Annotated in this window: 29 protein-coding genes; 16 read left to right on the plus strand and 13 right to left on the minus strand. The window is 57.1% G+C overall.

What is annotated here, in order from left to right:
* Window positions 1–28 precede the first annotated feature (28 nt).
* Both GbCGDNIH6_RS06835 and fusA read right to left on the minus strand, forming a co-directional pair.
* Complete coding sequence (locus GbCGDNIH6_RS06835) at window positions 29–832, minus strand: transglutaminase-like domain-containing protein (protein WP_072564426.1); 804 nt, start codon at window positions 830–832, stop codon at window positions 29–31.
* Between the two features lie 305 nt (window positions 833–1,137).
* Window positions 1,138–3,219 (minus strand): elongation factor G, encoded by a 2,082-nt coding sequence (gene fusA / locus GbCGDNIH6_RS06840; RefSeq protein WP_072563325.1) that lies wholly within the window; start codon window positions 3,217–3,219, stop codon window positions 1,138–1,140.
* A gap of 290 nt (window positions 3,220–3,509) precedes the next feature.
* Between fusA and GbCGDNIH6_RS06845 the strand changes: the two genes are divergently transcribed.
* The 5 genes from GbCGDNIH6_RS06845 (at window position 3,510) to GbCGDNIH6_RS06865 (ending at window position 7,196) form a co-directional block, all read left to right on the plus strand.
* Window positions 3,510–4,445 carry a nucleoside hydrolase gene (locus GbCGDNIH6_RS06845; protein ID WP_072563326.1) on the plus strand — a complete coding sequence of 312 codons (936 nt, stop codon included), beginning with the start codon at window positions 3,510–3,512 and terminating at the stop codon, window positions 4,443–4,445.
* Between the two features lie 43 nt (window positions 4,446–4,488).
* Window positions 4,489–5,208, plus strand: coding sequence for a DNA-3-methyladenine glycosylase family protein (locus GbCGDNIH6_RS06850; RefSeq protein ID WP_072563327.1), 720 nt, complete (start codon window positions 4,489–4,491; stop codon window positions 5,206–5,208).
* Window positions 5,195–5,656 carry a dihydrofolate reductase family protein gene (locus GbCGDNIH6_RS06855; RefSeq protein WP_072563328.1) on the plus strand — a complete coding sequence of 154 codons (462 nt, stop codon included), beginning with the start codon at window positions 5,195–5,197 and terminating at the stop codon, window positions 5,654–5,656. The genes GbCGDNIH6_RS06850 and GbCGDNIH6_RS06855 overlap by 14 nt, the downstream gene beginning before the upstream one ends.
* A 65-nt stretch (window positions 5,657–5,721) precedes the next feature.
* Window positions 5,722–6,408 carry a hypothetical protein gene (locus tag GbCGDNIH6_RS06860; protein WP_072563329.1) on the plus strand — a complete coding sequence of 229 codons (687 nt, stop codon included), beginning with the start codon at window positions 5,722–5,724 and terminating at the stop codon, window positions 6,406–6,408.
* Window positions 6,405–7,196, plus strand: a complete 792-nt coding sequence (locus GbCGDNIH6_RS06865) for a hypothetical protein (RefSeq protein ID WP_072563330.1) — start codon at window positions 6,405–6,407, stop codon at window positions 7,194–7,196. The genes GbCGDNIH6_RS06860 and GbCGDNIH6_RS06865 overlap by 4 nt, the downstream gene beginning before the upstream one ends.
* A gap of 119 nt (window positions 7,197–7,315) precedes the next feature.
* Here the strand turns inward: GbCGDNIH6_RS06865 and GbCGDNIH6_RS12365 are convergent, their stop codons facing one another.
* The 3 genes from GbCGDNIH6_RS12365 to GbCGDNIH6_RS06875 form a co-directional block, all read right to left on the minus strand.
* Entirely contained in the window at window positions 7,316–7,675 is a 360-nt protein-coding gene (locus tag GbCGDNIH6_RS12365; RefSeq protein ID WP_157692347.1) for a hypothetical protein, read from the minus strand.
* A gap of 127 nt (window positions 7,676–7,802) precedes the next feature.
* Window positions 7,803–8,606: an alpha/beta fold hydrolase gene (locus GbCGDNIH6_RS06870; protein WP_072563331.1), complete on the minus strand. Its 804-nt coding sequence runs from the start codon at window positions 8,604–8,606 to the stop codon at window positions 7,803–7,805.
* Between the two features lie 9 nt (window positions 8,607–8,615).
* Complete coding sequence (locus GbCGDNIH6_RS06875; protein WP_072563332.1) at window positions 8,616–9,626, minus strand: NAD(P)H-quinone oxidoreductase; 1,011 nt, start codon at window positions 9,624–9,626, stop codon at window positions 8,616–8,618.
* Between the two features lie 135 nt (window positions 9,627–9,761).
* Between GbCGDNIH6_RS06875 and GbCGDNIH6_RS12370 the strand changes: the two genes are divergently transcribed.
* Both GbCGDNIH6_RS12370 and GbCGDNIH6_RS06880 read left to right on the plus strand, forming a co-directional pair.
* Window positions 9,762–9,914 carry a hypothetical protein gene (locus tag GbCGDNIH6_RS12370; protein WP_157692348.1) on the plus strand — a complete coding sequence of 51 codons (153 nt, stop codon included), beginning with the start codon at window positions 9,762–9,764 and terminating at the stop codon, window positions 9,912–9,914.
* A 15-nt stretch (window positions 9,915–9,929) separates the two neighbouring features.
* Window positions 9,930–11,750 (plus strand): chloride channel protein, encoded by a 1,821-nt coding sequence (locus GbCGDNIH6_RS06880; RefSeq protein ID WP_072563333.1) that lies wholly within the window; start codon window positions 9,930–9,932, stop codon window positions 11,748–11,750.
* A gap of 45 nt (window positions 11,751–11,795) precedes the next feature.
* Here GbCGDNIH6_RS06880 and mscL read toward each other — a convergent pair whose 3' ends face one another.
* The 4 genes from mscL to pdxY all read right to left on the minus strand — a co-directional run bounded on the left by mscL (window position 11,796) and on the right by pdxY (window position 14,625).
* Window positions 11,796–12,269, minus strand: coding sequence for a large-conductance mechanosensitive channel protein MscL (gene mscL, locus GbCGDNIH6_RS06885; protein WP_072563334.1), 474 nt, complete (start codon window positions 12,267–12,269; stop codon window positions 11,796–11,798).
* Between the two features lie 139 nt (window positions 12,270–12,408).
* Window positions 12,409–12,843 (minus strand): CBS domain-containing protein, encoded by a 435-nt coding sequence (locus GbCGDNIH6_RS06890; RefSeq protein ID WP_025320508.1) that lies wholly within the window; start codon window positions 12,841–12,843, stop codon window positions 12,409–12,411.
* 162 nt (window positions 12,844–13,005) lie between these two features.
* Window positions 13,006–13,635, minus strand: a complete 630-nt coding sequence (locus GbCGDNIH6_RS06895; RefSeq protein ID WP_072563335.1) for a glutathione S-transferase family protein — start codon at window positions 13,633–13,635, stop codon at window positions 13,006–13,008.
* A gap of 111 nt (window positions 13,636–13,746) precedes the next feature.
* The gene (gene pdxY, locus GbCGDNIH6_RS06900; RefSeq protein WP_475689640.1) at window positions 13,747–14,625 is read right to left on the minus strand and encodes a pyridoxal kinase PdxY; all 879 of its coding nucleotides are present in this window, start codon (window positions 14,623–14,625) and stop codon (window positions 13,747–13,749) included.
* 153 nt (window positions 14,626–14,778) lie between these two features.
* Here pdxY and GbCGDNIH6_RS06905 point away from each other — a divergent pair, with 153 nt between their 5' ends.
* The 4 genes from GbCGDNIH6_RS06905 (at window position 14,779) to GbCGDNIH6_RS06920 (ending at window position 18,660) form a co-directional block, all read left to right on the plus strand.
* A complete protein-coding gene (locus GbCGDNIH6_RS06905; RefSeq protein ID WP_025286754.1) occupies window positions 14,779–15,294 on the plus strand; it encodes a Spy/CpxP family protein refolding chaperone in 516 nt (171 codons plus the stop codon).
* 149 nt (window positions 15,295–15,443) lie between these two features.
* Window positions 15,444–15,671 carry a 50S ribosomal protein L31 gene (rpmE, locus tag GbCGDNIH6_RS06910; protein WP_011632063.1) on the plus strand — a complete coding sequence of 76 codons (228 nt, stop codon included), beginning with the start codon at window positions 15,444–15,446 and terminating at the stop codon, window positions 15,669–15,671.
* A gap of 148 nt (window positions 15,672–15,819) precedes the next feature.
* Complete coding sequence (locus GbCGDNIH6_RS06915) at window positions 15,820–18,018, plus strand: TonB-dependent receptor (RefSeq protein WP_232449739.1); 2,199 nt, start codon at window positions 15,820–15,822, stop codon at window positions 18,016–18,018.
* A 147-nt stretch (window positions 18,019–18,165) separates the two neighbouring features.
* Window positions 18,166–18,660: an Hsp20 family protein gene (locus tag GbCGDNIH6_RS06920; protein ID WP_072563337.1), complete on the plus strand. Its 495-nt coding sequence runs from the start codon at window positions 18,166–18,168 to the stop codon at window positions 18,658–18,660.
* A gap of 93 nt (window positions 18,661–18,753) precedes the next feature.
* Here GbCGDNIH6_RS06920 and GbCGDNIH6_RS06925 read toward each other — a convergent pair whose 3' ends face one another.
* Together GbCGDNIH6_RS06925 and GbCGDNIH6_RS06930 are read right to left on the minus strand one after the other, a co-directional pair.
* On the minus strand, window positions 18,754–19,506 hold the full coding sequence (locus tag GbCGDNIH6_RS06925) for an MgtC/SapB family protein (protein ID WP_232449741.1): 753 nt from the start codon (window positions 19,504–19,506) through the stop codon (window positions 18,754–18,756).
* Window positions 19,507–19,639: 133 nt separating this feature from the next.
* Window positions 19,640–19,840: a DUF1192 domain-containing protein gene (locus tag GbCGDNIH6_RS06930; protein WP_072564429.1), complete on the minus strand. Its 201-nt coding sequence runs from the start codon at window positions 19,838–19,840 to the stop codon at window positions 19,640–19,642.
* 199 nt (window positions 19,841–20,039) lie between these two features.
* On the opposite strand from GbCGDNIH6_RS06930, the gene GbCGDNIH6_RS06935 reads away from it, so the two are divergent.
* On the plus strand, window positions 20,040–20,624 hold the full coding sequence (locus tag GbCGDNIH6_RS06935; RefSeq protein WP_072563338.1) for a DUF1013 domain-containing protein: 585 nt from the start codon (window positions 20,040–20,042) through the stop codon (window positions 20,622–20,624).
* 83 nt (window positions 20,625–20,707) lie between these two features.
* Here GbCGDNIH6_RS06935 and GbCGDNIH6_RS06940 read toward each other — a convergent pair whose 3' ends face one another.
* Both GbCGDNIH6_RS06940 and GbCGDNIH6_RS12375 read right to left on the minus strand, forming a co-directional pair.
* Entirely contained in the window at window positions 20,708–20,890 is a 183-nt protein-coding gene (locus GbCGDNIH6_RS06940; protein WP_011632069.1) for a DUF465 domain-containing protein, read from the minus strand.
* On the minus strand, window positions 20,868–21,026 hold the full coding sequence (locus tag GbCGDNIH6_RS12375; RefSeq protein ID WP_198355723.1) for a hypothetical protein: 159 nt from the start codon (window positions 21,024–21,026) through the stop codon (window positions 20,868–20,870). Before GbCGDNIH6_RS12375 ends, GbCGDNIH6_RS06940 begins: the two co-directional genes overlap by 23 nt.
* 78 nt (window positions 21,027–21,104) lie before the next feature.
* On the opposite strand from GbCGDNIH6_RS12375, the gene GbCGDNIH6_RS06945 reads away from it, so the two are divergent.
* The 4 genes from GbCGDNIH6_RS06945 to GbCGDNIH6_RS06960 all read left to right on the plus strand — a co-directional run bounded on the left by GbCGDNIH6_RS06945 (window position 21,105) and on the right by GbCGDNIH6_RS06960 (window position 24,393).
* Window positions 21,105–21,308, plus strand: coding sequence for a YdcH family protein (locus GbCGDNIH6_RS06945; RefSeq protein ID WP_025286760.1), 204 nt, complete (start codon window positions 21,105–21,107; stop codon window positions 21,306–21,308).
* A gap of 4 nt (window positions 21,309–21,312) precedes the next feature.
* The gene (gene purE, locus GbCGDNIH6_RS06950; protein ID WP_072563339.1) at window positions 21,313–21,834 is read left to right on the plus strand and encodes a 5-(carboxyamino)imidazole ribonucleotide mutase; all 522 of its coding nucleotides are present in this window, start codon (window positions 21,313–21,315) and stop codon (window positions 21,832–21,834) included.
* A 9-nt stretch (window positions 21,835–21,843) separates the two neighbouring features.
* Window positions 21,844–22,983 carry a 5-(carboxyamino)imidazole ribonucleotide synthase gene (locus tag GbCGDNIH6_RS06955; protein ID WP_072563340.1) on the plus strand — a complete coding sequence of 380 codons (1,140 nt, stop codon included), beginning with the start codon at window positions 21,844–21,846 and terminating at the stop codon, window positions 22,981–22,983.
* A gap of 195 nt (window positions 22,984–23,178) precedes the next feature.
* Window positions 23,179–24,393, plus strand: coding sequence for an NADP-dependent isocitrate dehydrogenase (locus GbCGDNIH6_RS06960; protein WP_072563341.1), 1,215 nt, complete (start codon window positions 23,179–23,181; stop codon window positions 24,391–24,393).
* The last annotated feature ends 21 nt before the right edge of the window (window positions 24,394–24,414 follow it).

Genomic DNA, 24,414 nt, shown 5'->3' on the forward strand with positions numbered 1-24,414 from the left:
ACAGGAATGCCCGGGACATTAAACTTTCTCAAATTTCATCCGTGACAACACCGAATTCAACCAGATCGCTTTTTCCGAAGCTGGTCGAAATCGCCACATCGGTCGCATCCCGTCCACGCGCCATCAAGATACGGCCGATACGCGGCTTGTTATGCCGAGCATCAAATGTATACCAGATACCATCCAGATAGACATCAAACCAGGCGCTGAAATCCATTGGGTCCGGCACAGGTGGAATGCCTATATCGCCAAGATAACCGGTGCAGTAACGCGCAGGAATGTTCATGCAACGGCACAAAGTGACAGCAAGATGTGCAAAGTCACGGCACACCCCGACCTGCTCCTCATGTGCTTCCCAAGCGGTTCTCGTGGCGCGTGCCATCTGATAATCAAAACGGATACGCTGGTGTACGTAATCAACGATTGCCTGCACGCGGGGCCAACCTTCCGGCATCTGACCAAAGAGCTGCCAGGCAAGCGTGGAAAGACGATCCGTCTCGCAATAACGACTGCCCATGAGATAGACCAACACATCATCCGGCAGCATGGGCACCGGGGTCTGTCGGGCTGACCAGTTCACGACATCCGCCTCACCACTATCCTGAATGGTGAACATCGTCGAAATCGTGATCAGGCCGGGAGGTGCAACCAGACGGGTGCAGCGGTTTCCAAAGCCATCCGTATAAACCGTCATGGCCGTCGGTGGATCCAGCGTAACAATACCCGGATCCAACAGATCACCGGCACGGGATGGATGTACATGCACCATCAGCAGCATCGGAGTGTAATCAATATGCTGATAAGTCAGCCTGTATCCGGCACGAATATGCAATCCTGTCTCCCTTCGGCATACAGCAGAAACCGGAACCGCCTCCTCACGTGCAGGAAGAGAAAGGCTTCCTCTCTCCCTCTCCACATCGACAGGTCTGCGCTCCGAATAGCCTTGAAACGCCTGTGGAACAGAAGCTGTTCCCCGCAAACGATGAATAACAGCAAGCAAAATTCTGGCCAGACCCTGAAAAAAAGTCAGAACAATCTCCTGTGAAGCAAGAAACAAAAAACGGCCCGTGAAAACGGGCCGTTTCCAGATAGAACGAAGCAGAAATACTCTCCCCGCAGAAGCGGGGAAAAGCCATCTCAGGCGCTCTTGGTCATGATTTCGTCCGCAACGTTACGCGGCACAGGATCATAGTGATGGAACTGCATGGTGAAGGACGCACGGCCCTTCGTCATGCTGCGCAGATGAGAAATATAGCCGAACATTTCCTTCAGCGGCACCTGCGCACGCACCAGAACGGTGGAGCCGGAGCTTTCCTGATTTTGGATCATGCCGCGACGACGGTTGAGGTCACCGACGACGTCACCGACGTGATCCTGAGGCGTGGTCACTTCCACGTCCATGATCGGTTCCAGAATCTGAGGACCGGCTTTCTTCATACCTTCGCGGAAGCACGCCTTACCCGCGATTTCGAAGGCCAGCGCCGAGGAGTCGACGTCATGGTACTTGCCGTCAATCAGGCTGAACTTGAAGTCCACGGTCGGGAACCCGGCCAGCACACCCGTTTCGGCCTGCACGCGGATACCTTTGTCAACGGCCGGGATATATTCCTTCGGCACGGAGCCACCGACGACCTTGTTTTCGAAGACAATACCTTCATTCCGTTCCAGCGGCTCGAAGACAATCTTCACTTCGGCAAACTGACCGGAACCACCGGACTGCTTCTTGTGGGTATAAACTTCGGTGTGGGATTTGCTGATGGTCTCACGATAGGCCACCTGCGGCGCGCCAATATTGCAATCGACATTATATTCGCGACGCAGACGGTCGATAATGATGTCCAGATGCAGCTCACCCATGCCGGACAGAATGGTCTGACCGGTTTCCTGATCGGTGCGCAGACGCAGGGAGGGATCTTCACCGGCCAGCTTCTGCAGGCCGAGCGTCATCTTTTCGACCGCTTCCTTGGTCTTCGGCTCAACGGAGATGTCGATCACGGGAACCGGGAACGCCATACGTTCCAACACCACCGGATCGTCCTGGCTGGCCAGCGTATCACCGGTGCCAGTGTCCTTCAGACCAACGAAAGCCGCGATATCGCCGGCGAACACTTCCTTGATTTCCGCGCGCTTATCGGCATGCATCTGGAAGATACGGCCGATACGCTCCTTATGGCCCTTGGTGGTGTTCAGGACGGAATCGCCCGAACGCAGCACGCCGGAATAGACGCGCACGAAGGTCAGTGTGCCGTATTTGTCGTTGATGATCTTGAAAGCGAGACCGGAGAACGGCGCATCGGTCTTGGCGGGGATGCGGCGACGTTCAGCGGTTTCGTCCTCCCCTTCCTCTGCGGCCACCTTGATGCCGGGCAGATCAGTCGGCGCGGGCAGGTAATCAATCACGGAATCCAGCAGCGGCTGAACGCCCTTGTTCTTGAAGGCGGTGCCGCACAGAACCGGACGGAACGTGCCGTCAATGGTGCCGCGCTTGATGGCGCGCTTCAGGGTGGCGACATCGACATCACCCTTCTCGAAATACTCTTCCATGGCGGCGTCATCGACGGCCAGGGCGGTATCGAGCAGGTTCTGACGATATTCAGCGGCCTTTTCAGCCAGTTCGGCGGGGATCGGCTCGTCGTGGAACTTCGCACCCAGCTCGCCACCTTCCCAAATGATGGCCTTCATCTCGACCAGATCGATCACGCCCAGGAACTGATCCTCGGCCCCGATCGGCAGCTGCAGCGGCAGCGCGACGATGTCGAGCTTTTCCTTCAGAGTGTCGAAGGCGCGATAGAAATCGGCGCCGGTGCGGTCCAGCTTGTTGATGAAGATGACGCGCGGCACGTTATAGCGGTCGGCAAGACGCCAGTTGGTCTCGGACTGCGGCTGCACACCGGCCACGCCTTCAATGATGAACACCGCACCGTCCAGAACGCGCAGAGAGCGGTTCACTTCAATATTGAAGTCGATATGGCCAGGGGTGTCGATGATGTTGATGCGGTGGTCTTTCCACTCACAGGTCACAGCGGCGGAGGTGATGGTGATGCCGCGCTCACGCTCCTGTTCCATGTAGTCGGTGGTCGTGTTGCCATCATGCACCTCACCAATTTTGTGAGACACACCGGTGTAGTACAGGATACGCTCCGTCGTGGTGGTCTTGCCCGCGTCGATATGCGCGGTGATCCCGATATTACGGATCTTTTCGAGCGACGGTGTGGACAAGGCAGACCTCCAAAACCCAGTAGGGAAAAACCCTGCGGGGAATGGCCCCAGTCAGGGAGTATCAGCGCAACCCCGGAACGCTGTCCGGCAGATCACACCAAAACAAGTGATACAAACAACAAGGCGGATACCGGAACAACGGGAGGATTGCCCCCGGCATTCTTTGCCCGACCCGATTCCGCCGTGATATGCGACACCCTGCCGATTTTTGCAATCGAGCAACCGCAGGGCAGAGGCGGTTTTATCTCATGGACGCCTTTTAGGGGCGATAAAAGATGGCACTTTAATATATGTCTGATCAGAATTTCCATCCTGTTCCCGTGATTCTTGATACTGATCCCGGCACGGATGATGCTTTGGCGATTCTGTTGGCGCTTGCCTCCCCGGAGCTGGAGATAAAGGGGCTGACCGTCGTCGGGGGCAATGTCGGGCTGGAGCATACACTTCGTAATGCGCTGGCGCTGACAGCGCTGGCAGGTGCCGCCACCCCCGTCCATGCCGGAGCAAACCAGCCCTTGATGGGGCGACATTATACAGGGGCCCCTGAAATTCATGGGGCTGATGGCCTGGCCGGGGTTGATATGCCGGCGCCATCCGGCTTGCCGTCCACGCGGCTGGCCTCCGACGTGATCCGCGCCATCCTGCGCGACAGCGAAAAACCGGTCACACTGGTGGGGATCGGTCCGGCAACCAATCTGGCCCTGGCTCTGGCCACAGAGCCTACCCTCTGCACCAACATAGATCAGATCGTGCTGATGAGCGGCAGTGCCGGGCGAGGGAATGTCACCCCTTATGCCGAGTTTAATGCATGGAGCGATCCCGAAGCACTCTCCATCCTGATCGGCAGCGGTGCATCAGTCGTGCTGGTGACGCTTGATCTGACACGGCAGGCCCGCATCACGCCCGCGCGCATCCCGCACCTGCGGGAATATGGAACAGGGCGGGCCCTCGCCACGGCCTGCGATATTCTGTCCCGGGTTCCCCTGACCGAACAGGGCGGAGAGCCGCTGCATGACCCCTGCGCAATCGCATGGCTGGTTGCACCGCATCTGTTCAGCACGCGTCGGATTGATGTCTCTGTCATGCTTGGAGCCGGAGAAAGGCGCGGTCAAACCATGATCAGCCATGCCGGACAGACCTCTTCAGGACGGATCACGATGCTGGACACAGTAGATGTAGAAGGTTTTTTCACTTTGCTCGGCAATCGGCTGGCGCGGCTGCCATGAAGATGGAACAGCAACACCAGACCATGCAGCGCCAGACCCGACAATGATGGATATGAGGACAGTGCTCTCCTGTCCGGCACGGATTGAGGAAGCATGCGCGCATCTTGCAAGACAGGATAAGGCGCTCGCAGCTCTCATTACCCGGGTTGGTCCACCCCGCCTGACAATCTCTCTCGAACAAAGCCCCTTTGAAGCTCTGATCCGTGCCATCGCCCACCAGCAGCTTCATGCCCGTGCGGCAGAAGCGATTCTCGCCCGATTTCTGGCTCTATTTCCAGCAAGTGCAGACTTCCCTTCACCGCTGGAAATCATGGCTCTGAATACGGAGACCCTGCGACAATGCGGGTTTTCCGGCACAAAAATAACTGCTCTGCGCGGCGTGTGTGAAGCAGCCCAAGCCGGCATCATTCCCGACCGCTCCGGCTGTACGGCTCTGGATGATGAAACACTGATCCAGCAGCTGACGACCCTGCGCGGCATAGGGCGCTGGACAGTGGAAATGCTATTGATTTTCACGCTCGGCCGCACCGATATCCTCCCGGTGGATGATTTCGGAGTCCGGGAAGGCTGGCGGGTCATCAAGGGGTTGGAGAGCCAGCCCAGGCCGAAAATACTGGCAGATATCGGGCAATCATGGTCTCCATGGCGTAGTCTGGCAGCATGGTATTTGTGGCGGGCAGCCGATGAGGCCAAAAAGATTCCCCGCCCTCCGTCCTCTGAACCGGCTGCCTCCAGAGAAAGGCTTTTCCATGCCAAGCCATAATGAATCCTTGCTTCTCACTCCATGGCCCTCCGAGATCCGTTCCATGTGTGCGATCGGGTCAGGCGGACAGCTCGGGCTGAACGGGGAACTGCCATGGCAGGGTGACCAACGCCCGGCCTTCCGCGAGGATGTCCGTCGTTTCTGGGAACGCACGCGTGGACATGTCCTGATATGCGGACCGGCGACCTATCGTACCATTCCGGCGACGGCCTTTACCGCAAGGGACATCCTCGAGCTCCGCTCCTCCATGCAGCCGGAGGACGTGTTGAGTCGCTATCCCGGCCGGATTGTATATATCGGTGGCGGTTTATCCGTGTGGGATACTTATGCCCGCTTCATCCAGCATTGGGACATCACCCGACTGCCTTATGACGGACCGGCTGATCGCTATTTCGATCCGGCGTGGCTTGCAACCGGAGCCGGGGCAAGAGAAACTTCACGTCCATAAAACAGGATGATCCGCAGGCCTCGCCCCAACCGACCGAAATCGGCCATCATCACGGAGTTGCCGTCATGCCGTCTCTCCGACGCCTTATTCCTGCCGCCAGTCCGATACGCATCACTCTGGCCACCCTTCTGGCCGCCCTTGGTGGGATGGTGATGTTCGCTCCTGCGCGGGCCCAACCTGCCCCTAACAGGGCCTCCCCGCCCAGTTTCGCCATAACTTTTGCGGCATTCAAAACCGCATTCAACAATCAGGCGCAGGCCGACCAGCCCGGTCACGCTTCTGCCTCTCCATCCGGTTCACTCAAGCGGTGCAAGCATATAACGGGTGGCATCAGTTGCCTGATCCGGAATCGCGACGGCGATGCTCCGCCACCGCCCATCGAACCGACCAACCGCATCAAGCTGCCACCGGGACGAGTTCCACAGCCACTGCGTCTGGAAGCAAGGCTCAACCCTGATGGTCGCATCGAGACACTGCGCATTCTAGGTGATCGGGCCGAGCCGGTCGATCACGCCAACTTCGTCGCGGCAGTGGAAAACGCGGCACAGGTCTGGGACCAGCAGGAAGGGCTGCCCCCACAATCCGCCCGTTTCGACGAAGCGCTCGGCCTTAATCGGACGGATGAGGCCCCCGATATCGGCCAGCCCCGCATCCTGACACGTCCCTACGCGAAGATTACCTGCATCGCCTCGGCGCTATCCGCCAATGCAGGCGTGGCCTGCACATTCGATCCTCCAGACCGGTCACCATGAACGAACGCCCCGACTCATCTGAGCGGAAAATTCTGGGCGACATCATTGCCCTGGTCCTGGACGAAAATCAGGGACAATCCGAAGCAGCCCTGATCGCCCTGAAGCGCCGTGCAGCCAGAAACAATATCACAGGCGGTCTGCTCAAAAACCTGCTGCATGAATTACGTGGCCAGCCATCTGCCTTTTTAAATGTTGAAGCGCCCGGTGGAGACTCCATCCGGCAAGCCACGCTGGAACAGCAGCTGACTCGCGCCATTATGGAACGTGATTCTGCGCGGCTCCAGCTTTCCATTCAGATACAGGCTGCCAATGCCAGACGGGAAATACAATGGCGGGAAAGAATAGTGGGAGGCATCTTCACGGCCCTAGCTGTTTCGAGCGCACTGACAGCATACACGCTGCTTTCCCCTGTCGCTCTGGATGACGAGGGGCAGGAAAAGGACCGAAATACAGCTGTCATCGCACCCCTCCCTCCCCCATCAAAGGAGCTGCGTGACTTTCCGGCAACGGTGGAGGAAGCAGAATTCCGCGCCGGTGCCCAGGATCATCGCAGAATGCTGACCTGGCTCCACTCTGCAAGTGCAGAACAACAATCCGGAGCCCAATACTGGCTAAGCCGTCAAAGCTCCAGCGGGAGCCAGTCCTGCTACATGGTAGGCGGCTCTCTGTCAGCCGGCTGGCTGAACGGATGTCTGATCGCCCAACGCAGCATAGAACAGGCAAACCGCAATAGTGCCGCCAGCGTTGCGTACCAGCGCGGCTGGCAAAGCGATGGCAGAAGCAGGTAGCTGATACCGATATCACCATCCATAAAAAAGGCAGCCACATTGTTTGGTGGCCCTTTTTTCATCTGAGAGGATGCTGTGCCGCCGGCATCCCCTCCCTTTCCTTGATCGGCACCCCAAGTTTAGGCGGAATCTTTTTCCGGCTCTGCTATAGACGGGGAAGCAACCTGTTCCATCAGAGTCTGGCGGATATTATCCAGCAGCATGCCATCGACGACACGGCGAGCGCAGTAGCGGGCAACTACAACACCGTTCCGCATCCTGTTCAGAAAGATGGCAGCACCAGAAACCAAAGTCGCGCTGATGGTGCCAGAGTTGGTGATTGATACATTGCCACCGGTATGGATACCGTACTGGCTGCTGACGATCGTACCCTGATTGACGACCGTGGATTGACGACCGTGCCCGCGCTGCCGCTGGCAAAGACACCGTCTCTGCCTCCCCTTATCAGGGATCAGTACTATTATTGGTAGCGTAGCCACCCTGATAGAGATAGCTCCCATCATTATACGTCGGATTGGTATCACCGGAGATCGTACCGATATTAACAGGGGCTGGTAGCGACCCTTTTGAAGTGATGCCTGGACCTTTGAATCTCTGGCATTTTTCCTAAGGAGAAAAATCGCTGCCAGCGATAAATGTTTCGATCGCGGCCACAAACTGATCTGGCTGATCCGCATGCACCCAGTGTCCGGTCGCAGGAAGAGTGACCAATTGTGCTTGAGGACATAAATCCGTTATCAGCCGGTGATCTTCAGCCTTTATATAATGTGATAAAGCGCCCGCTATAAAAAGGGCAGGCCCATTGAAATGGGCTCCCGGAGGACTGTCCCAGCCTTCTATGTCCGGCAATCCCCGGGCAATATTCGACAGACCAATCCGCCAGACCAAATGCCGCCCTGATTTATCCTCAACCGCTTCCAACCCCTGCGTCAGGAAAGCGCGGACGCGCGGATCGGCTTCAACATCGGATAACGCATCGGCCGCCTGACTACGTGAGGTTATAGCCGACAGATCCAGTCTCAGCATGGCCTGAGCAACGGGGCGAAAACGCGGTAAATATTGCCTCGGCGCAATATCTGCGATGATCAGCCCCGCAACCGTCTCCGGATGGTCCAGAGCCAGTCTCATCGCAACCTTACCGCCCATGGAATGCCCCAGCAGAATACAGCGAGAAACTTCCATCCTTGTCAGCGTCTCGAATACATCCTGTGCCAGAGCGCCATACTCCATGCCGGCCTGATGCGGGCTGCAGCCATGATTGCGCAGATCCAGCGCCAGCACGCGACGGCCATGCGCAAGGTGCCGTTGAACCAGCCCGAAATTACGGGCCTGCCCTAATAGCCCATGCAGCAGAACCAGCGGTGGCCCGGATGGATTATCAGGCGCACGCTCAATGGCGTTCAGGATCATGCTGTCGCCTCATCCATCCGTCGTGAGGATGATTTTACCAGTATGCGCACTGCTCTCCATCATGCGATGCGCTTCCTCTGCCTTATGAAGCGGAAAAACCGCATGAACATGCGGTCCGATCCGACCTGCTGACAATAGCGGCCAGACATGCTCCTTCAATGCCTGGGCGATAGCAGCTTTTTCCTCCTTGCTGCGTGGGCGCAGGGTCGAGCCGGTCAGGGTCAGACGTCTGGTCATGACACGGGCCAGATCAGCCTCCCCTTTCGCCCCCCCCTGCAACGCGATCGTCACCAGCCGTCCACCGACAGCCAGGGAGCGGATATTCGCCGCCAGATACGATCCGCCGATCATATCCAGAATCACATCCACCCCTTTTTTGCCGGTGAATTCAGCCACCGCATCGGCAAAATTCTCTGTCTTGTAGTCAATGCTTTCCACGGCTCCCCATGCCCGGCAGGCTGCGCATTTCTCTGCCCCGCCGGCCGTCGCATACACAGTCGCCCCCATCGTGGATGCAAGCTGGATCGCCGTACTGCCGATCCCACCCGAGCCGCCATGGACCAGCAATTTCTCTCCTTTCTGCAACCGACCAAGCATGAATACATTGGCCCAGACAGTGAAAAATGTCTCCGGCAACGCGGCCGCGCGAATGTCATCGAAGCCTTCCGGGTAAGGCAGGCACTGCGTAGCAGGAACAACACAGTATTCTGCATATCCCCCGCCATTTGTCAGTGCGGTGACTTTTTCACCTCGTTGCAGGGTCGTAACACCTGCTCCCAGCGTGGCCACCTCTCCCGCCACCTCCAACCCCAGATGTGGGCTGGCATCCGGCGGCGGCGGATACAGTCCGCTACGCTGCATAAGGTCCGGGCGGTTGATACCCGCTGCCCGTACATGAATCAGTACCTCCCCCTCTGCCGGCACCGGCAAGGGGGCGTTTTCATACCGTAATGTTTCCGGTCCGCCCGCACCATCGACCCGAATCATCGCCATTCTGTCGGGGAGTGTCATCGATTCCATGTTCCCGGCGTTATATTGTTCATCGCGTGCCTTCCTCTATTCATCTTCCCCATCAGAAACACGTCTCTATTGCCCTGTCGAAGCCCATGGTATCGCTTGTCCGGCTTCATTGCCTAACCGATCAGGAGATCATGTATGATATCGTCCCGTACCGGGTTGTTGGCCCTTCTGCTGCTGGCCATGGCCGCATGCGGCGTTACGCCTGAGAATATCAGCGGCCATGCAAGCGGACAGATTACCCCGCCTGCCGATCTGATGCACGCACCGACCGACAGGTCACCCCGTTAAGCGTACCCTGAAGGGATGGATACTCCATCATCTCATTCCCATCGTCACCGCCAGCTGGGTGAAAAATTGCTCCATGCACCTTATGTGCTGCGAGCACTGGTGCGGGCCGATGAAATCTGGCTGACCGTTCTGGCCGCTTTCGTCGGTTGTGCGACGGGGGGATGTGTCAGCTTTATCTATTGGCTGACGCAATGGATGCATGAGGTGATCTACGCACTCCCCGCAGGGGGAAAATTATCCGCAGCTCCCTTTCTGGAACCCTCCCGCGCTGTGCTTGGACCAATCATCGGGGGAGGCGTTGTCGGTCTGGCCTTGCTGATGGCACGGCATGTTTCCCGACAGGCTACAGTAGATCCGATTGAAGCCAATGCACTGCATGGCGGCCGCATGTCGATGACCACCAGCCTGCACGTCACGCTCCAGACGATTTTATCCAACGGATTTGGTGCGTCTGTCGGGCTGGAAGCGGGCTATACACAGATTGGCTCGGCCATTGCCTCCCGCCTTGGCCGTTCCTTCCGGCTCCGTAGAAACGATCTGCGCATTCTTGTCGGATGTGGTGCAGCCGGCGCTATCGGTGCTGCCTTCAATGCTCCGCTGACCGGTGCATTTTATGCGTTCGAGCTTGTGATCGGGATCTACTCCCTCGCCACACTGGCGCCCGTCATGACGGCATCGATCATGGCTGTGCTGATGAATCGCGTTCTAATGGGCGGCACACCCGGATATCATCTGCAAATTCCCCTTTCTATTCCCATTGGAGACTATCCTCCCATTCTGGCGCTCAGCCTTCTGGCGGCCCTGGTGGGCATTGCCCTGATGCGCGGGGTGACGCTGATGGAAGCGTTATTTACCCGTAGCCATATCCCATACTGGGGACGCCCAGCCTTGGGTGGAATAGCGCTGGGTTTGATGGCCCTGATAACACCGCAAGTTCTGTCATCAGGCCATTCAGCCCTGCATATGGGAATTGACGCACCTTATACGCTGTCCGAAATCCTTATGCTGCTGGTTCTGAAAGCCATTGCCAGCGCCATTTCCATCGGCTCCGGCTTTCGCGGCGGCTTGTTTTTTGCCTCCCTGTTTCTGGGGGCGATGCTTGGCAAGGCTTTTGGCGCCCTGCTTCTCACCGTTTCCCTAGCATCGACACTCCCATCCACTGTCTTTGCGCTGGTTGGTATGGGTGCGCTGGCCGTCGCTGTCGTAGGGGGACCGCTGACAATGAGTTTCCTTGTGCTGGAAACCACAAGTTCCTTGCCCATGACGGTGGCTGTGCTGGCAGGCACAGTGATTTCTTCCCTGACCGTGCGGCGGCTTTTTGGATATTCCTTCACGACGTGGCGCTTTCATCTGCGCGGAGAGGCAATCCGCAGCGCGGTGGATATCGGCTGGATGCGCAATCTGACCGTAGGCCGGATGATGCGCAAAGACATACGCACTGTCTGCGCCACCATGACACTCGACAGATTCAGACGTGACTACCCTCTCGGGTCATCACACAGCATGATCGTGGTTGATGAGCAGAACCGCTATCTTGGCATGATTTTGCTGGCTGAAGCCCATGCCAGTGAAACAGACGCCGCTTGCATCGGTGATCTGCTGCATTTCACACACACTGTTCTAACACCGGATATGACGGTGAAAAAGGCAATCGAAACCTTTGAAAAGGCCGAAGCGGATAGTCTGGCAGTCGTGGAACAGCAACCCGACTGTCATCGCGACAGCCCCGGCACCGGAACAGTGCTGGGGCTGTTGACAGAGGCCTACGCCTTGCGGCGGTACAGTGAAGAGCTCGATCAAAGAAGACGGGAACTGTCTGGCGGTATCACGATGTAAGACACTTCCGCCATTACCAAGGCAGGCAAGCAGGAAAATGTGAGATCAGGGATTCTGGCGGCGTGCCAAAAGATCACGGATTTCAATCAGCAATGCTTCAGTGGGTGTCGGCACGACTTCTGCGGCAGGTTCTTCTGCCTGCTTCGCCTTGAAGCTGGACAGAGCTTTGACCAGCCAAAAAATCGCGAAACTGACGATCAGGAAATTGATGCAGTAATTCAGGAAGACGCCGACATTCAACGTCACGGCGCCCAGCCTCTGCGCCTCCGCCAGAGTGGCCGCATGCTCACCTTTCAGCGTGATGAAGATGTTGCTGAAGTCGATACCGCCCACCAGCAAGCCGATCAGAGGCATCAGCATGTCTTTCACAAGACTGTTGACGATTCCTGTGAAAGCGGCACCGATAATGATACCGACCGCAAGATCGACAACATTCCCACGCATGATGAAAGCCTGAAACTCCTCAACCCAAGCCGGTTTTTTGGCCAGACCGGAGGGAAGATTGAGTGGTGATGCCATGCTTGGAACCCCTTCGTTTCTGTATTTGCGTCACCAAGAAGGGTGGAGTGATCAGAGCCAGTCAGGCAAGCGCTCATGACACAGGAAAAGCAATCCTCACGAAAACGCTATCGCTTTCCGTTCCATTCCTCTCACCGTCTCACACCGATCCAGCGACATAGGCGCGTAAACTGTCGACTTCATGTTCCTGCTGATTGATGCGAGCCGCGACAACGTCGCCGATACTGACAATGCCGATAAGACGACCTTCTTCGACAACCGGAAGGTGACGGAACCGGCCTGTCGTCATTGTTTCCATGGCCGCCTCAACGGTCATGTCCGCGGACGCGGTACGAATGCCACGCGTCATCATCTGCTCCGCGGTCAGCTCCAGCGCTTTGACACCGTAATTGGCCATCGCTCTCACCAGATCGCGTTCGCTGACGATGCCGCGTATCTCTCCCTCTGCGCCCAAAACGGGGACGGCACCGATGCGCTTGTCACTCAGCAGGACGGCGATGGCGGCAAATTCTGCCTTTGCCCCGACCGTTTCTACGGCATGTCCCTTATTTTTCAGAATAGTTCCAATAAGCATGATAACGTTCTCCCTTGCATGAATGTTGTCTTCATTGCCATTTTCGAACGATCAGATCAGAGGGGATACTTCTGGCCTAATCTTGTTAAAAAACAATGGCAGATTATGAAACAATAATGCAAATATAAACGACAGGAAGAACGTTTAATACGCCATTCCCCATCAGGATGCAGTGGCGATAAAGCTCTCCCGGCTGGAAATATGCCTCCACCACTTCCCGACAGGACCGCTGCTGAGAAACTCATCCCGGTGCGGTGATTTCTCGATATAGGCAAGAATCGGGGCCAAAAATAAGTCGGCCAGACTGACGGATTCACCTGCCAAATACGAACTGCTGCCCTTGATCCCGGCCAGAACGGAGAGAACCATGTGGCTCTTCTCGATAGCCTGACGATGCGCCTCGTCATTTTTTCCACCGATCAGTTCGGGGAAGAAATAATAACCCGACACGCCCACCAGTGGGTTATAGCCATATGAATCGATAATATTGATCACCATGTCCATACGGGCACGGTCTTTCAGATCCTCCGGGATCAGGGATGGACCGGGCAGAATGGCGTTCAGATAGCGTGTGATGGCTGCGGTCTCGATCACCCGGAACCCATCGATATCAACAACTGGCACCTTGCCGAACGGGTGCCGTTCCAGATGCTCCGGCTGCCTCGGTTCCCATTTCAGGACGTTGACCGGCACCTGTTCATAATCGGAGACATTTTTCTCGACAAAAAGCATTTTGACGGTTCGGACATACGTCGAACCGTCAAAACCCCACAGCACTATTTTAGCCACCATACGCGTCGGTCCTCGCCTGCCAAAACCCGTATCCAGGATATCAGTCTTTACAAAGCGTCAGACGTATAAAAGATCATGCAGTAGAAAGCTTTTTTATCTACAATCATTCTATCAGCATAACTGCGCTGAAAAGCATGTGGATGGCGTCAGAAACTCCTGACGGGCAGCCACTGTCAGGATTTCCATGCTCCCCGCCTCTGCCGTCTGTTTCAGCAGGCCGTAAACGGAAGAAGCCGCTTTCTCCAAAGCCTGCCGGGCATCCCCGGTGTCCAGACGATGGAACAGGAAAAGGGCCGCGATCGCATCCCCTGCCCCATTGATGTTGACTGGCAGCAATGGGGTGCGCAGTAGATAAAACCGGCCATTTTCATAGACCAGCATATCCAGCGATCCTGACGGTGTTTCCGCCACATGCAGGCTGGTGACTAATATGATGCGCGGCCCCTGCCGGATCATGCTCTCAGCCAGCGCCATCACTGCCGCACGCGCATCAGCCAGTGTGCGGCAGTGATGACCGGTCAGCCATTCCAGCTCGAACTGATTGGGAGTGAGAATATTGGCCGTCGGAACAGCCCTGTCCCGAAACAGCTCCGGCAGACCGGGGCGGACGAAAATACCCCGCCCCGTATCGCCGATCACAGGATCACAGCAGTAAAGAGCCTCCGGATTGGCCGCACGGACAGATGCGACCGCATCCAGAATGGCACCCCCGATCGCATCGGAACCCATATAGCCGGACAGAACAGCATCACAACGCGGCAGCACACCACGATCAGCAATACCCTTCATCAGGGCAGCAATATCGCCGCCTCCGAAGACTTGTCCCGTCCAATCGCCATATCCGGTATGGTTGGAGAACTGGACCGTGTTCACCGCCCATACCTCCGCCCCCAGCAATTGCAACGGAAAAACCGCACTTGCATTCCCGACATGGCCGTAACAAACCCAGGACTGGATCGACAGGATATTCATGCCATCGGTTGTAAACATAACCTTGGATGAATGTCAGCCTGCGCCCCCTCCCGCGTGCTCCCTTGGCATAGCTCCGTCAATCATGGCGCATTCGCCCTATCCATGCCCTGTTTTGGCCACATCCATCTGATGATTCGATCGCCCTGCGACAGAATCAGCCCTAAGGATAGCATGATGGATCTTCTGATGACTCGGCGCTCCCGCGCTGCCTGGGGTTTTCTGGGGATGTTGAGCGCCTCTCCGGCCCTTGTAGCCCAGGATTCCAGAGCAGACAGTGCTGCCCCGCCTCAGCTGGCCGGGCAGCGGGTAGCTCCACAGCCTCAGTCTGCAGCAGGACATGCCTCTACCCGCGCAGAACGGCAACTGCAAAGTCTCTATAAGTCTCTTGCCATCACCCCAGCCCAGCAGCAGCCATGGGAGAACTTTGCCCGTGTCCTGCAGGACAATGCCGCAGCAATCGATCAAGCCTATGCCGCTGCCGCCAAACCAGAGGCAGGAACCAATGCGCTGAGCCGCTTTCAGGCTTACAGACAGGTTCAAACAGTGCAGACAGATAATTTACGGCGACTGGAACCGGTCTTTACAGCGCTGTATCAAGCGCTGTCCCCTGCCCAGCAGAAAACGGCTGACCGGCTGTTTGAACAGAGGACCAAAGCCGCCCTGCGCTATGTCTCCACCCATCACTGATTCTGCCTGGAAGCTGCATTCCGTCTGTAGCATGGCTTGAAGCCCCGTCGCGTGCGTAACAGTGATTGCGTTCAGGTGAATGGGTTTGCTATACGCGCGCCTTCAATGCGCCCGGTCGGCATCGGGCTGCCTCGCAAGGAGATAACCCGATGAAGAGCGGTATCCACCCCGAATACCATGAGATCAACGTGATCATGACCGATGGCACGGAGTTCAAGACCCGTTCCTGCTATGGCCAGCCCGGCGAAACGCTGCGTCTGGATATTGATCCGAAATCCCACCCGGCCTGGACCGGCGTTCAGCGTATGCTCGATACCGGGGGACAGGTTGCGAAGTTCAACAAGAAGTTTGCCGGTCTCGGCACGCGCCGCAAATAAGGGCCGCAAGCTTTCGAATGAAGCAGAAAGAGGGGCGCACAGCGCCTCTTTTTTTGTTGCGACGGAGTTATGTTGTAACATAACATGTCATGTTATAACATAACAAAATATGTGCCCTTTGCGCAGCCGTCGAAGGATTACGCTTCCCATGTCCCGCCTCGCCTTCTCGCCTCGTCTCACCATCCTGCTCAGTTCCCTTCTTCGGGGAGGCTCTGCCACCTTGCTCGGCAGCACGGTACTAGCAGGGGGATTATGCGGATTTGTCCACTTTGCCGAAGCGGCCGATCTGTCCTCGGCCGATGTCTCCCTGCCGCCACTTTCCGTGGTGTCCAATACGCTTGATCAGGCGCGGAGCCAGATTCAGCCTTCTCTCGGCGCGACAACCTACCATTTCAGCCGGACCGCACTGGAAACCATCCCACAGGGAGATAATGCCCCGTTGCAGCAGGTGCTGCTGCAAGCCCCGGGCGTAGCGCAGGACAGTTTCGGCCAGATTCATATCCGCGGCGATCACGGGAATGTCCAGTATCGCCTCAACGGGGTGCAGTTGCCGGAAGGGCTGTCCGTGTTCGGGCAGGTGCTGGAAACACGCTTTGCGCACAGCCTGTCCCTGATCATGGGCGCTCTGCCGGCGCAATATGGCTTCCGGGAGGCCGGGGTCGTGGACATCGTGACCAAAAACGGCACCACCGATCCCGGCGGGCAGATCAGCGTTTATGGCGGTGCCCGCGATTATTTCCAACCCAGCTTCGCTTATGGCGGTCGTAAAGGGGCCGTCGATTACTTCCTGACTGGTGACTACCTGCTGAACCGGGTGGGGATTGAAAACCCGACCGGCTCCTTCAATGCCATTCATGACCAGTCCAATCAGTGGCACGGCATGGCGCAGATTTCAGGTATCATCAACGATACCACCCGGATCAGCACGATTGTTGGATCATCCACGCAGCACTTCCAGATCCCGAACCGGCCCGGCCTGTTACCCTCCAGCGGATACAGCGTCAACGGGATTGATACCAGGGACAGCGCAACGCTCAATCAGCGTCAGCGCGAAATTACCAATTTCGCCATTCTGTCGCTGCAAAAGCACTATGATACGGTAGACATACAAAGCTCCGTCTTCACCCGTTACAGCAGCCTGTATTATGCGCCTGACCAGATTGGCGAATTGCTGTTCAACGGCTTTTCACAGTCGGCGGCGCGCGGTGTCACCTCCACTGGCGCGCAGACCGATGCAAGCTGGAAAATTTCGGACCATCATACAGTGCGCGGCGGGTTTCTGGCGACGATCGAGCGCGCAACCTTCCAGACCAGCAGCCAGGTTTTTGCCACGGATGACAGCGGACAGGTTGCATCCGGTGCCTCACCCTACTCCATCTATCAGGCTGGCGGCAGAACTGGTGGCCTGTATGGTATCTATCTACAGGATGAGTGGAAAATTCTGCCACGCGTGACCATCAATTATGGCGCCCGTTTCGATGTGGTCGATGAATATACGCACGAAAATCAACTCAGTCCCCGTGTCAACATTGTCTGGATGCCGACGGACCGGACCTCGGTACATGCCGGCTACGCCCGCTATTTTACCCCACCGACTTTCGAGTTGCTCAGCACGGCCTCCATTGCCGCATTCCAGAACACCACAGCGGCGGCCCCTGGCGGCCTGCTCAACAACACGGTCAAGGCCGAGCGTGCCAATTACTTCGATATCGGCATCGACCAACAGTTCCTGCCCGGTTGGCGCGGTGGTGTTGACGGTTATTACAAGCAGGCCACCAACCTGCTGGATGAGGGCCAGTTCGGAGCACCGATCATCCTGACCTCGTTCAACTATGCGCGTGGCTATGTCGGCGGTGTCCAGTTCGATACCACCTTCGACCGTGGGCCATGGTCGGTCTACGCCAATGTTGCCTGGTCAAAGGCCATGGGCAAGGACATCGTCTCGGCCCAGTTCAATTTCGATCCGGAGGAGCTGGAACAAATCAAAAACAGCTATATCCATCTGGATCACGATCAGCGTATCACCGCCTCGGCCGGAGCAGCCTATACGCTCTTTCAAGGCACACATCATCCGCTGCGCATGTCCGGCACGATGCTGTTCGGCAGCGGTTTGCGTTCCGATGGCGCAGTACCGAACGGAAGCGCCCTGCCTCCTTACGGAACATTCAATTTTTCGGCTGTGCAGACGCTCGATCTGGGTTTCGGCAAAAGCACCCAGATAAGGCTTGATGTCATCAACCTGTTCGACAGCACCTACATGCTGCGTGACGGCACCGGGGTCGGGGTTGGCGCACCGCAATACGGGCTGCGCCGAACGATCCTGGCAGGGCTGACACAAAGATTCTGATTTACAGACCGGTTTTTTCCTCTTGAAACCGGTTCTGGTCTCGCTATCTCATAACGCATCGGGATGCCCTTCCGGGGTCTCGATGCCACTCAGGAACCGGCCTTATGGCGGTTCAGGTCTGTAACCTTGCTTAAGCAGGAGGTTGTTATGAATAGTTTTGATTTTGCTCCGCTGTTCCGCAGTGCGATCGGCTTCGACAGGCTGGCGCATCTTGCCAATACTGTCTCCGGAAATGCCGATGTTTCATCCTATCCGCCCTACAATATCGAAAAATTGAGCGAGGACAGCTATCGCCTCACCATGGCGGTTGCAGGCTTTGAACCGACAGATCTCGATGTCATCGTGAAGGATAACGCCCTGGTTGTATCAGGCCACCCTTCCAACGAGCAGAAGGAAAGCGAAGTCCTTTACCGCGGCATCGCCGGCCGCGCATTTGAGCGCCGGTTTGTACTGGCCGATCATATGGTGGTCGATTCTGCCGATCTGAAGAACGGATTGTTGCATATCGGCCTCAAAAGAATTGTGCCGGAAAGTGCAAGGCCCAGAAAAATCGAGATCGGAACTTCTAAGGAACAGCAGGTCCTGACCCGGAGCGTTGCACAGGATAATGCAACACAAACTCAGAATGGGCAGGCAGCCTGAAGAACCGTTTTGACAAGATAAAAGCACCTTGGTGCCACGGACAGAAAGGGGGCTGGTTTAACCAGCCCCCTTTTTATCGCGCCAAGGTAGATATCAGTCCCGTGTGCTGACTTCCCATCCAGCATGGAGCACCCCTGAACGGGTCAGCAGTTCTTCCATCATCTGATCCATTTCCTGCGGATTGACTGCAGTACTGACCAATTGCGCGACCAGCTCCCCGGTGTCATTCGGCCCCTTCCGCTCGTCAATCGATGCGGCACTGTATTTATGATCCTCAAGGAATTCAGCCAGCAGGTCGCGCGTTTGTGGAATCTCCGCAGCGGGACAGATCACCCTCACTTCATAATGCGCTTCCGATGCCATTTCATTGAATGGAGTACGGTTGATGGCATTGGCCAGAGGACGCAGCAGCGTATTGCCGATCATGACGAACAACGTCAGCAGGGCAGCCTCAGCCACCATATCCGCTCCCGCACAACTACCAACCGCGGCCGAACACCAGAGGGTCGCAGCCGTGTTCAGGCCGCGAACATTCATCCCCTCCTTCATGATCACACCGGCGCCCAGAAAGCCGATACCGGAAACGACATAGGCGATGACACGCACAGCGCCTTCGGAACCTTCGATGCGCATGGCCAGATCGACGAAGGTAGCAGCACCGATGGAGACCAGCACATTGGTGCGCAGACCGGCGGTCCGCTGCCGGTATTGCCGCTCTGCCCCGATCAATGTCGCAAGCAGAAAGGCGGCTGTCAGGCTGATCGCCGTATCGGCATAGGATTGGGGATCAAAGGTCTCGATAAAACGCACGCTCAACCCTTTCCGTCTGATAACCGGGAGATGCATGTCTGAGCATCCCCGTCCCATGGCCGAATTCCGGTGGAATCGGTGCAAGGCAAGTCGCGGCTCTGCATGGTGGATGGCAGCCGGTCAAGCACATTTCCGTGACAGAAGCTTTTCCGGTGGGATGCTCTGCCCGCTATGAGCCGTTTGGTCCAAGCCCTTTGAAAATCGCCTCGACACCGCCACGATGGGCTTCTCGACGGGCAATAGCCTGCTCAACCCGTAGAATCTCGGCTTTCAAGTGGACGATATAGTCCCGTAATTCATTGATCCCGAGCGGGTCGAGTATCAACGGCCATGAACCGGTGGGAGGGTGGGGAAGATCATCATCCTGCATCTGCTTATCCAATAGCCTGGGGTTTGAACGAAGCACCACGCGCCGGAAGAAATCATATGGAGAGATCAGGTTTATGACACAGCCCGGCAACGGCAAGTCTTGACCCGGCATGGCGCTCAGGTCCATATGCCCGTCATCCCCTACTCATGAACTTTTTTCTGCCTGGTCACCGCGCGGCCGGGCGAGGTGATGAAACAGCATGACTCTGCCATTGATGCCGAAAGCCACCGCGGTTTGGCTGATCGAAAAGACGGGTCTGACCTTCACGCAGATCGCCGAATTTTGTGGCATGCACCCCCTGGAAGTGCAGGCGATTGCCGATGGCGAGGTGGCACAGGGGATTGTGGGATATGACCCCATCGCGAATGGCCAGCTGACAGCCGCAGATATCAAGGCGTGCGAAGCTGATACCAGCCGCCACCTGAAACTGGCGCCATCCGCCATTACCTTGCAGAAGCGTTCAAAGGGTGCCCGCTACACCCCCGTGGCAAAGCGCAATGACCGCCCGGATGCGATCATTTTCCTGCTGCGCAACTATCCCCAGCTATCCGACGTGCAAATTGGCAAGCTGGTCGGCACCACCAAGGATACCATCCAGAAAATCCGTGACCGGACGCACTGGAACAGCGCCAATATCAAGCCGCGCGATCCGGTGATTCTGGGTCTGTGCAGCCAGACCGACCTGAATGCCATGGTTCAGCAAGCCAATGAGCGTCTGATGCGGGAAGGACAGGAAGTACCGCAGCCGCTTCAGATCGAAGATGAGGATAATACCCCGGTCTGATTGATAACCTGCTGGAAGACGACAATGCGGGCCGGATCAAGAATGATCCGGCCCGTCTTATGTGCGGTGTATGATCCAGATGGTCAGGCCTGCTCTCCGTGATCCTGCTGAAGCCTGTCCAGCTCCTCCTTCAGTTTCAGCTTTTCCAGCTTGAGGCGCGTCAGAGTATCCTCATCGGGTCTGGGGCGGTTATCTTCCTGAGCGATCTTGTTTTCCAGGGCAGCATGACGGTCTCTCAGAGACTCAATCCGTCCAGTCAGGGACATCCGCTTCCTCCATTCTGTGCTGTAACAGGCGGGGATTGAGCAGCCGTTCTGACGAACCCCGTCCTGCCTCATCCATCAAGCCTAGCCACAGCCCCTCGCCGCTGTCAGCCCCTTTGCCGCTTTTTACGCTCGACATTGCATCGGACCATTGCGAAGGAGGCCCAAGCGGGATAGAGGCATTCTCTTCCATTGCCCGAGAGTGTCATTTCAAGCCATGCTGAAAGACCGTGACGCCCTGCTTCGCCAGCTGCATGAACTGCGTAGTGAGCATCGCGACCTCGATACCGTCATCAGCCGTCTGGCCGATCAGGGCGCACTGGATCAGTTACAGCTTCAGCGACTGAAAAAACGTAAGCTGCTCATCAAGGACGAAGTAAGCCGTCTGGAAAGTAATCTCATCCCGGACAATATCGCCTGATCTTATGAACGCCGTGCACAGTTCCTCCTCCCCGCTGGTCGGGATTATCATGGGCAGCCAGTCCGACTGGCCGACCATGGTGCATGCTGCCGAGACCCTGACCAAACTCGGTATCCCGCATGAAAAGCGCATCGTCTCCGCGCACCGAACGCCGGATAGGCTGGCTGATTATGCGCGTACGGCGTCCAGCCGGGGCCTGAAAGTCGTTATCGCCGGGGCTGGCGGAGCAGCCCATCTGCCCGGCATGTGCGCAGCATGGACGCGCCTGCCCGTTCTGGGCGTGCCGGTGGAATCACACGCCCTGAAGGGCATGGACAGCCTGATGTCCATCGTTCAGATGCCTGGCGGCATTCCAGTCGGCACGCTGGCCATCGGCAAGGCCGGGGCCATCAACGCCGCTCTGCTGGCCGCCTCCATCCTCGCACTGTCCGACGCTGCCCTGGCGACGCGCCTCGATGAATGGAGGGCTGCCCAGACCGCATCGGTCACTGAAACAGTAGACGAAACAGCCTCTCTTCCGCGATAAGCCTGCCCCATGACAATTGCCCTTCCCCCCAATGCCACCATCGGCATCATCGGTGGCGGCCAGCTTGGCCGTATGTCCGCCCTGGCGGCCGCTCGCCTTGGCTATCGCTGCCATATCCTGAGCGATGCACCGGATTCTCCCGCCATTCAGGTCTCTGCCGCACATACCATTGGGGCCTATGACGATCCGCAGGCCCTGCGCGCCTTTGCCAATGCTGTCGATGTGGTGACGTTCGAGTTCGAAAATGTCAGCGCCGAAGGGCTGGATCTGCTGGCTTCCCTGAAACCGGTCCATCCCTCCCCCACCATTCTGCGTATCAGTCAGGATCGTCTGGCGGAAAAGACCTTCCTGAACGATGCCGGCATCCCCACCGCGCCATGGCATGCCGTTACCAGCCGCGCCGAGCTGGATGAGGCTGTTACGGCGCTCGGTTATCCCTCTATCCTGAAAACCACTCGGCTTGGCTATGACGGCAAGGGGCAGGCACGGCTGAACCGGCCGGATGATCTGGATGAGGCGTGGGAGGCTCTGTCTCCACGCCCGCTGGTGTTGGAAGGCTTCGTAGATTTCGCGATGGAAATCAGTGTCGTCGTGGCCCGCAGTGCCTTCGGCACTATTTCCGCATTTGATACGGTGGAAAACCGCCATCGCCATCATATTCTTGACCTGACGCTTGCCCCTGCCCGCGTGCCGGAAGAAACAGCCCTGGCTGCCCAGACCATTGCCCGTAAAGTGGCAGAAGCGCTGGGGCTGATCGGCCTGTTAGCTGTCGAAATGTTCGTGGATGCGCAGGGGCGCGTGCTGGTGAACGAGATCGCGCCGAGGCCTCATAATTCCGGGCACTGGACCATGGATGCCTGCCCGGCCAGCCAGTTCGAGATGCATATCCGCGCCGTGGCTGGTCTGCCCCTTCCCCCGGCAATCCGCCATTCCGATGCCGTCATGCGCAATCTGGTGGGTCCGGAAGATATTGCGCTGTGGCCGGACATTCTCGCCACGCCCGGACTGATCCCGCATCTTTATGGCAAAGCCGAAGCCCGGCCGGGCCGCAAGATGGGGCATGTCAACCGACTGTTCCCGCGCGGTGCCCTTCCCGGTGATCTGGGAATTGCGGATGCGCTGGGGAAAATGGCCAGAGAGGCGGAATAAACTTTTCCTTATTGAAAGAGACACGTCTTTCTAACAGCGATTATCCTTCTGCTCCGGCAATGGGGCAACCGCTGTTTTCCTGTCCGATGTGGGCCAAATTCAGGGCCGCTCCTTGTCGAGGTACAAGATCGGGTGCCACACTGGCATCAAAGGTCGGCCCGACATGGCTGACCAAGAAACGACAGGAAACGTGCTATGGCGAAGATTGCGGTAAAAACGCCCCTCGTTGATCTCGACGGTGACGAGATGACCCGGATCATCTGGGGGTTCATCAAGCAAAAGCTGATCTTGCCGTATCTGGATATCACGCTCGAATCCTACGATCTCAGCATCCAGAACCGTGATGCCACAGACGACGCCGTCACCGTGGACGCCGCCAACGCGATCAAGCGTCTGGGGGTTGGCGTCAAGTGTGCCACCATCACGCCGGATGAAGCACGGGTAAAAGAATTCGGCCTCAAGAAAATGTGGCGCAGCCCAAACGGCACCATTCGCAATATCCTCGACGGCACGATTTTCCGTGAGCCGATTATCTGTGCCAATGTCCCGCGCCTGGTTCCGCATTGGAGCAAGCCGATCGTAGTCGGACGCCATGCCTATGGTGACATATACCGGGCTGCCGAACTGACTGTGCCAGGGCCGGGAGAGGTCTCGTTGGTCTATCAGCCCGCCGATGGAGGACCAGCCCAGACGCTGGAAGTGCATCGCTTCACCGGTGAAGGCGTTGCCATGGGGATGCATAACACCCGCGCCTCCATCGAAGGCTTTGCCCGCGCGTCGTTCAATTACGGTCTGGCGCGAGGATACCCGGTCTATCTTTCGACCAAGAACACGATCCTCAAATCCTATGACGGGATGTTCAAGGATATTTTCCAGACCATTTATATCAATGAGTTCCGGGAAAAATTCGAAAAGCGTAACCTCCATTACGAGCATCGGCTGATTGACGACATGGTTGCCAGCGCCCTGAAATGGACCGGCGGCTATGTCTGGGCCTGCAAGAACTACGATGGAGATGTGCAGAGCGATATCGTGGCACAGGGCTATGGTTCGCTCGGGCTGATGACCAGCGTATTGATGACGCCGGATGGCCAGACAGTGGAAAGCGAGGCTGCTCATGGAACAGTCACGCGCCATTACCGGGAACACCAGCAGGGCCGTCCTACCTCCACCAACCCCATTGCCTCCATTTTCGCCTGGACACGCGGGTTGGCTTATCGTGGCAGGTTTGATCAGACCCCGGATGTGACGGGCTTTGCCGAAACGCTGGAGCGTGTCTGCATCGAAACTGTTGAATCAGGCATCATGACCAAGGATCTGGCTTTGCTGATCGACAAGACTCATCCTTGGGAAACCACGGAATCCTTCCTGAAAATTCTTGATGAGCGGCTGAAGAAGGCCATGGTCTGATCCTGACCTTCCCGGCAACCT

Source organism: Granulibacter bethesdensis (assembly GCF_001889525.1).
Taxonomy (GTDB): Bacteria; Pseudomonadota; Alphaproteobacteria; order Acetobacterales; family Acetobacteraceae; genus Granulibacter; species Granulibacter bethesdensis_C.

Coding starts and splice junctions, on each gene's coding strand:
- GbCGDNIH6_RS06870 (WP_072563331.1), bottom strand. CDS start 8,606: ATGATCCTGAACGCCATTGAGCGTGCGCCTGATAATCCATCCGGGCCA.
- GbCGDNIH6_RS06895 (WP_072563335.1), bottom strand. CDS start 13,635: ATGGTGGCTAAAATAGTGCTGTGGGGTTTTGACGGTTCGACGTATGTC.
- GbCGDNIH6_RS06855 (WP_072563328.1), top strand. CDS start 5,195: ATGCCAAGCCATAATGAATCCTTGCTTCTCACTCCATGGCCCTCCGAG.
- rpmE (WP_011632063.1), top strand. CDS start 15,444: ATGAAGAGCGGTATCCACCCCGAATACCATGAGATCAACGTGATCATG.
- GbCGDNIH6_RS06850 (WP_072563327.1), top strand. CDS start 4,489: ATGATGGATATGAGGACAGTGCTCTCCTGTCCGGCACGGATTGAGGAA.
- GbCGDNIH6_RS06890 (WP_025320508.1), bottom strand. CDS start 12,843: ATGCTTATTGGAACTATTCTGAAAAATAAGGGACATGCCGTAGAAACG.
- GbCGDNIH6_RS06915 (WP_232449739.1), top strand. CDS start 15,820: ATGTCCCGCCTCGCCTTCTCGCCTCGTCTCACCATCCTGCTCAGTTCC.
- GbCGDNIH6_RS06860 (WP_072563329.1), top strand. CDS start 5,722: ATGCCGTCTCTCCGACGCCTTATTCCTGCCGCCAGTCCGATACGCATC.
- mscL (WP_072563334.1), bottom strand. CDS start 12,269: ATGGCATCACCACTCAATCTTCCCTCCGGTCTGGCCAAAAAACCGGCT.
- GbCGDNIH6_RS06935 (WP_072563338.1), top strand. CDS start 20,040: ATGACTCTGCCATTGATGCCGAAAGCCACCGCGGTTTGGCTGATCGAA.
- purE (WP_072563339.1), top strand. CDS start 21,313: ATGAACGCCGTGCACAGTTCCTCCTCCCCGCTGGTCGGGATTATCATG.
- GbCGDNIH6_RS06955 (WP_072563340.1), top strand. CDS start 21,844: ATGACAATTGCCCTTCCCCCCAATGCCACCATCGGCATCATCGGTGGC.
- GbCGDNIH6_RS06940 (WP_011632069.1), bottom strand. CDS start 20,890: ATGTCCCTGACTGGACGGATTGAGTCTCTGAGAGACCGTCATGCTGCC.
- GbCGDNIH6_RS06865 (WP_072563330.1), top strand. CDS start 6,405: ATGAACGAACGCCCCGACTCATCTGAGCGGAAAATTCTGGGCGACATC.
- GbCGDNIH6_RS06845 (WP_072563326.1), top strand. CDS start 3,510: ATGTCTGATCAGAATTTCCATCCTGTTCCCGTGATTCTTGATACTGAT.
- pdxY (WP_475689640.1), bottom strand. CDS start 14,625: ATGTTTACAACCGATGGCATGAATATCCTGTCGATCCAGTCCTGGGTT.
- GbCGDNIH6_RS06875 (WP_072563332.1), bottom strand. CDS start 9,626: ATGGAATCGATGACACTCCCCGACAGAATGGCGATGATTCGGGTCGAT.
- GbCGDNIH6_RS06925 (WP_232449741.1), bottom strand. CDS start 19,506: ATGCATCTCCCGGTTATCAGACGGAAAGGGTTGAGCGTGCGTTTTATC.
- GbCGDNIH6_RS06945 (WP_025286760.1), top strand. CDS start 21,105: ATGCTGAAAGACCGTGACGCCCTGCTTCGCCAGCTGCATGAACTGCGT.
- GbCGDNIH6_RS06920 (WP_072563337.1), top strand. CDS start 18,166: ATGAATAGTTTTGATTTTGCTCCGCTGTTCCGCAGTGCGATCGGCTTC.
- GbCGDNIH6_RS12370 (WP_157692348.1), top strand. CDS start 9,762: ATGATATCGTCCCGTACCGGGTTGTTGGCCCTTCTGCTGCTGGCCATG.
- GbCGDNIH6_RS06960 (WP_072563341.1), top strand. CDS start 23,179: ATGGCGAAGATTGCGGTAAAAACGCCCCTCGTTGATCTCGACGGTGAC.
- GbCGDNIH6_RS06880 (WP_072563333.1), top strand. CDS start 9,930: ATGGATACTCCATCATCTCATTCCCATCGTCACCGCCAGCTGGGTGAA.
- GbCGDNIH6_RS12375 (WP_198355723.1), bottom strand. CDS start 21,026: ATGTCGAGCGTAAAAAGCGGCAAAGGGGCTGACAGCGGCGAGGGGCTG.
- GbCGDNIH6_RS06930 (WP_072564429.1), bottom strand. CDS start 19,840: ATGCAGGATGATGATCTTCCCCACCCTCCCACCGGTTCATGGCCGTTG.
- GbCGDNIH6_RS06905 (WP_025286754.1), top strand. CDS start 14,779: ATGATGGATCTTCTGATGACTCGGCGCTCCCGCGCTGCCTGGGGTTTT.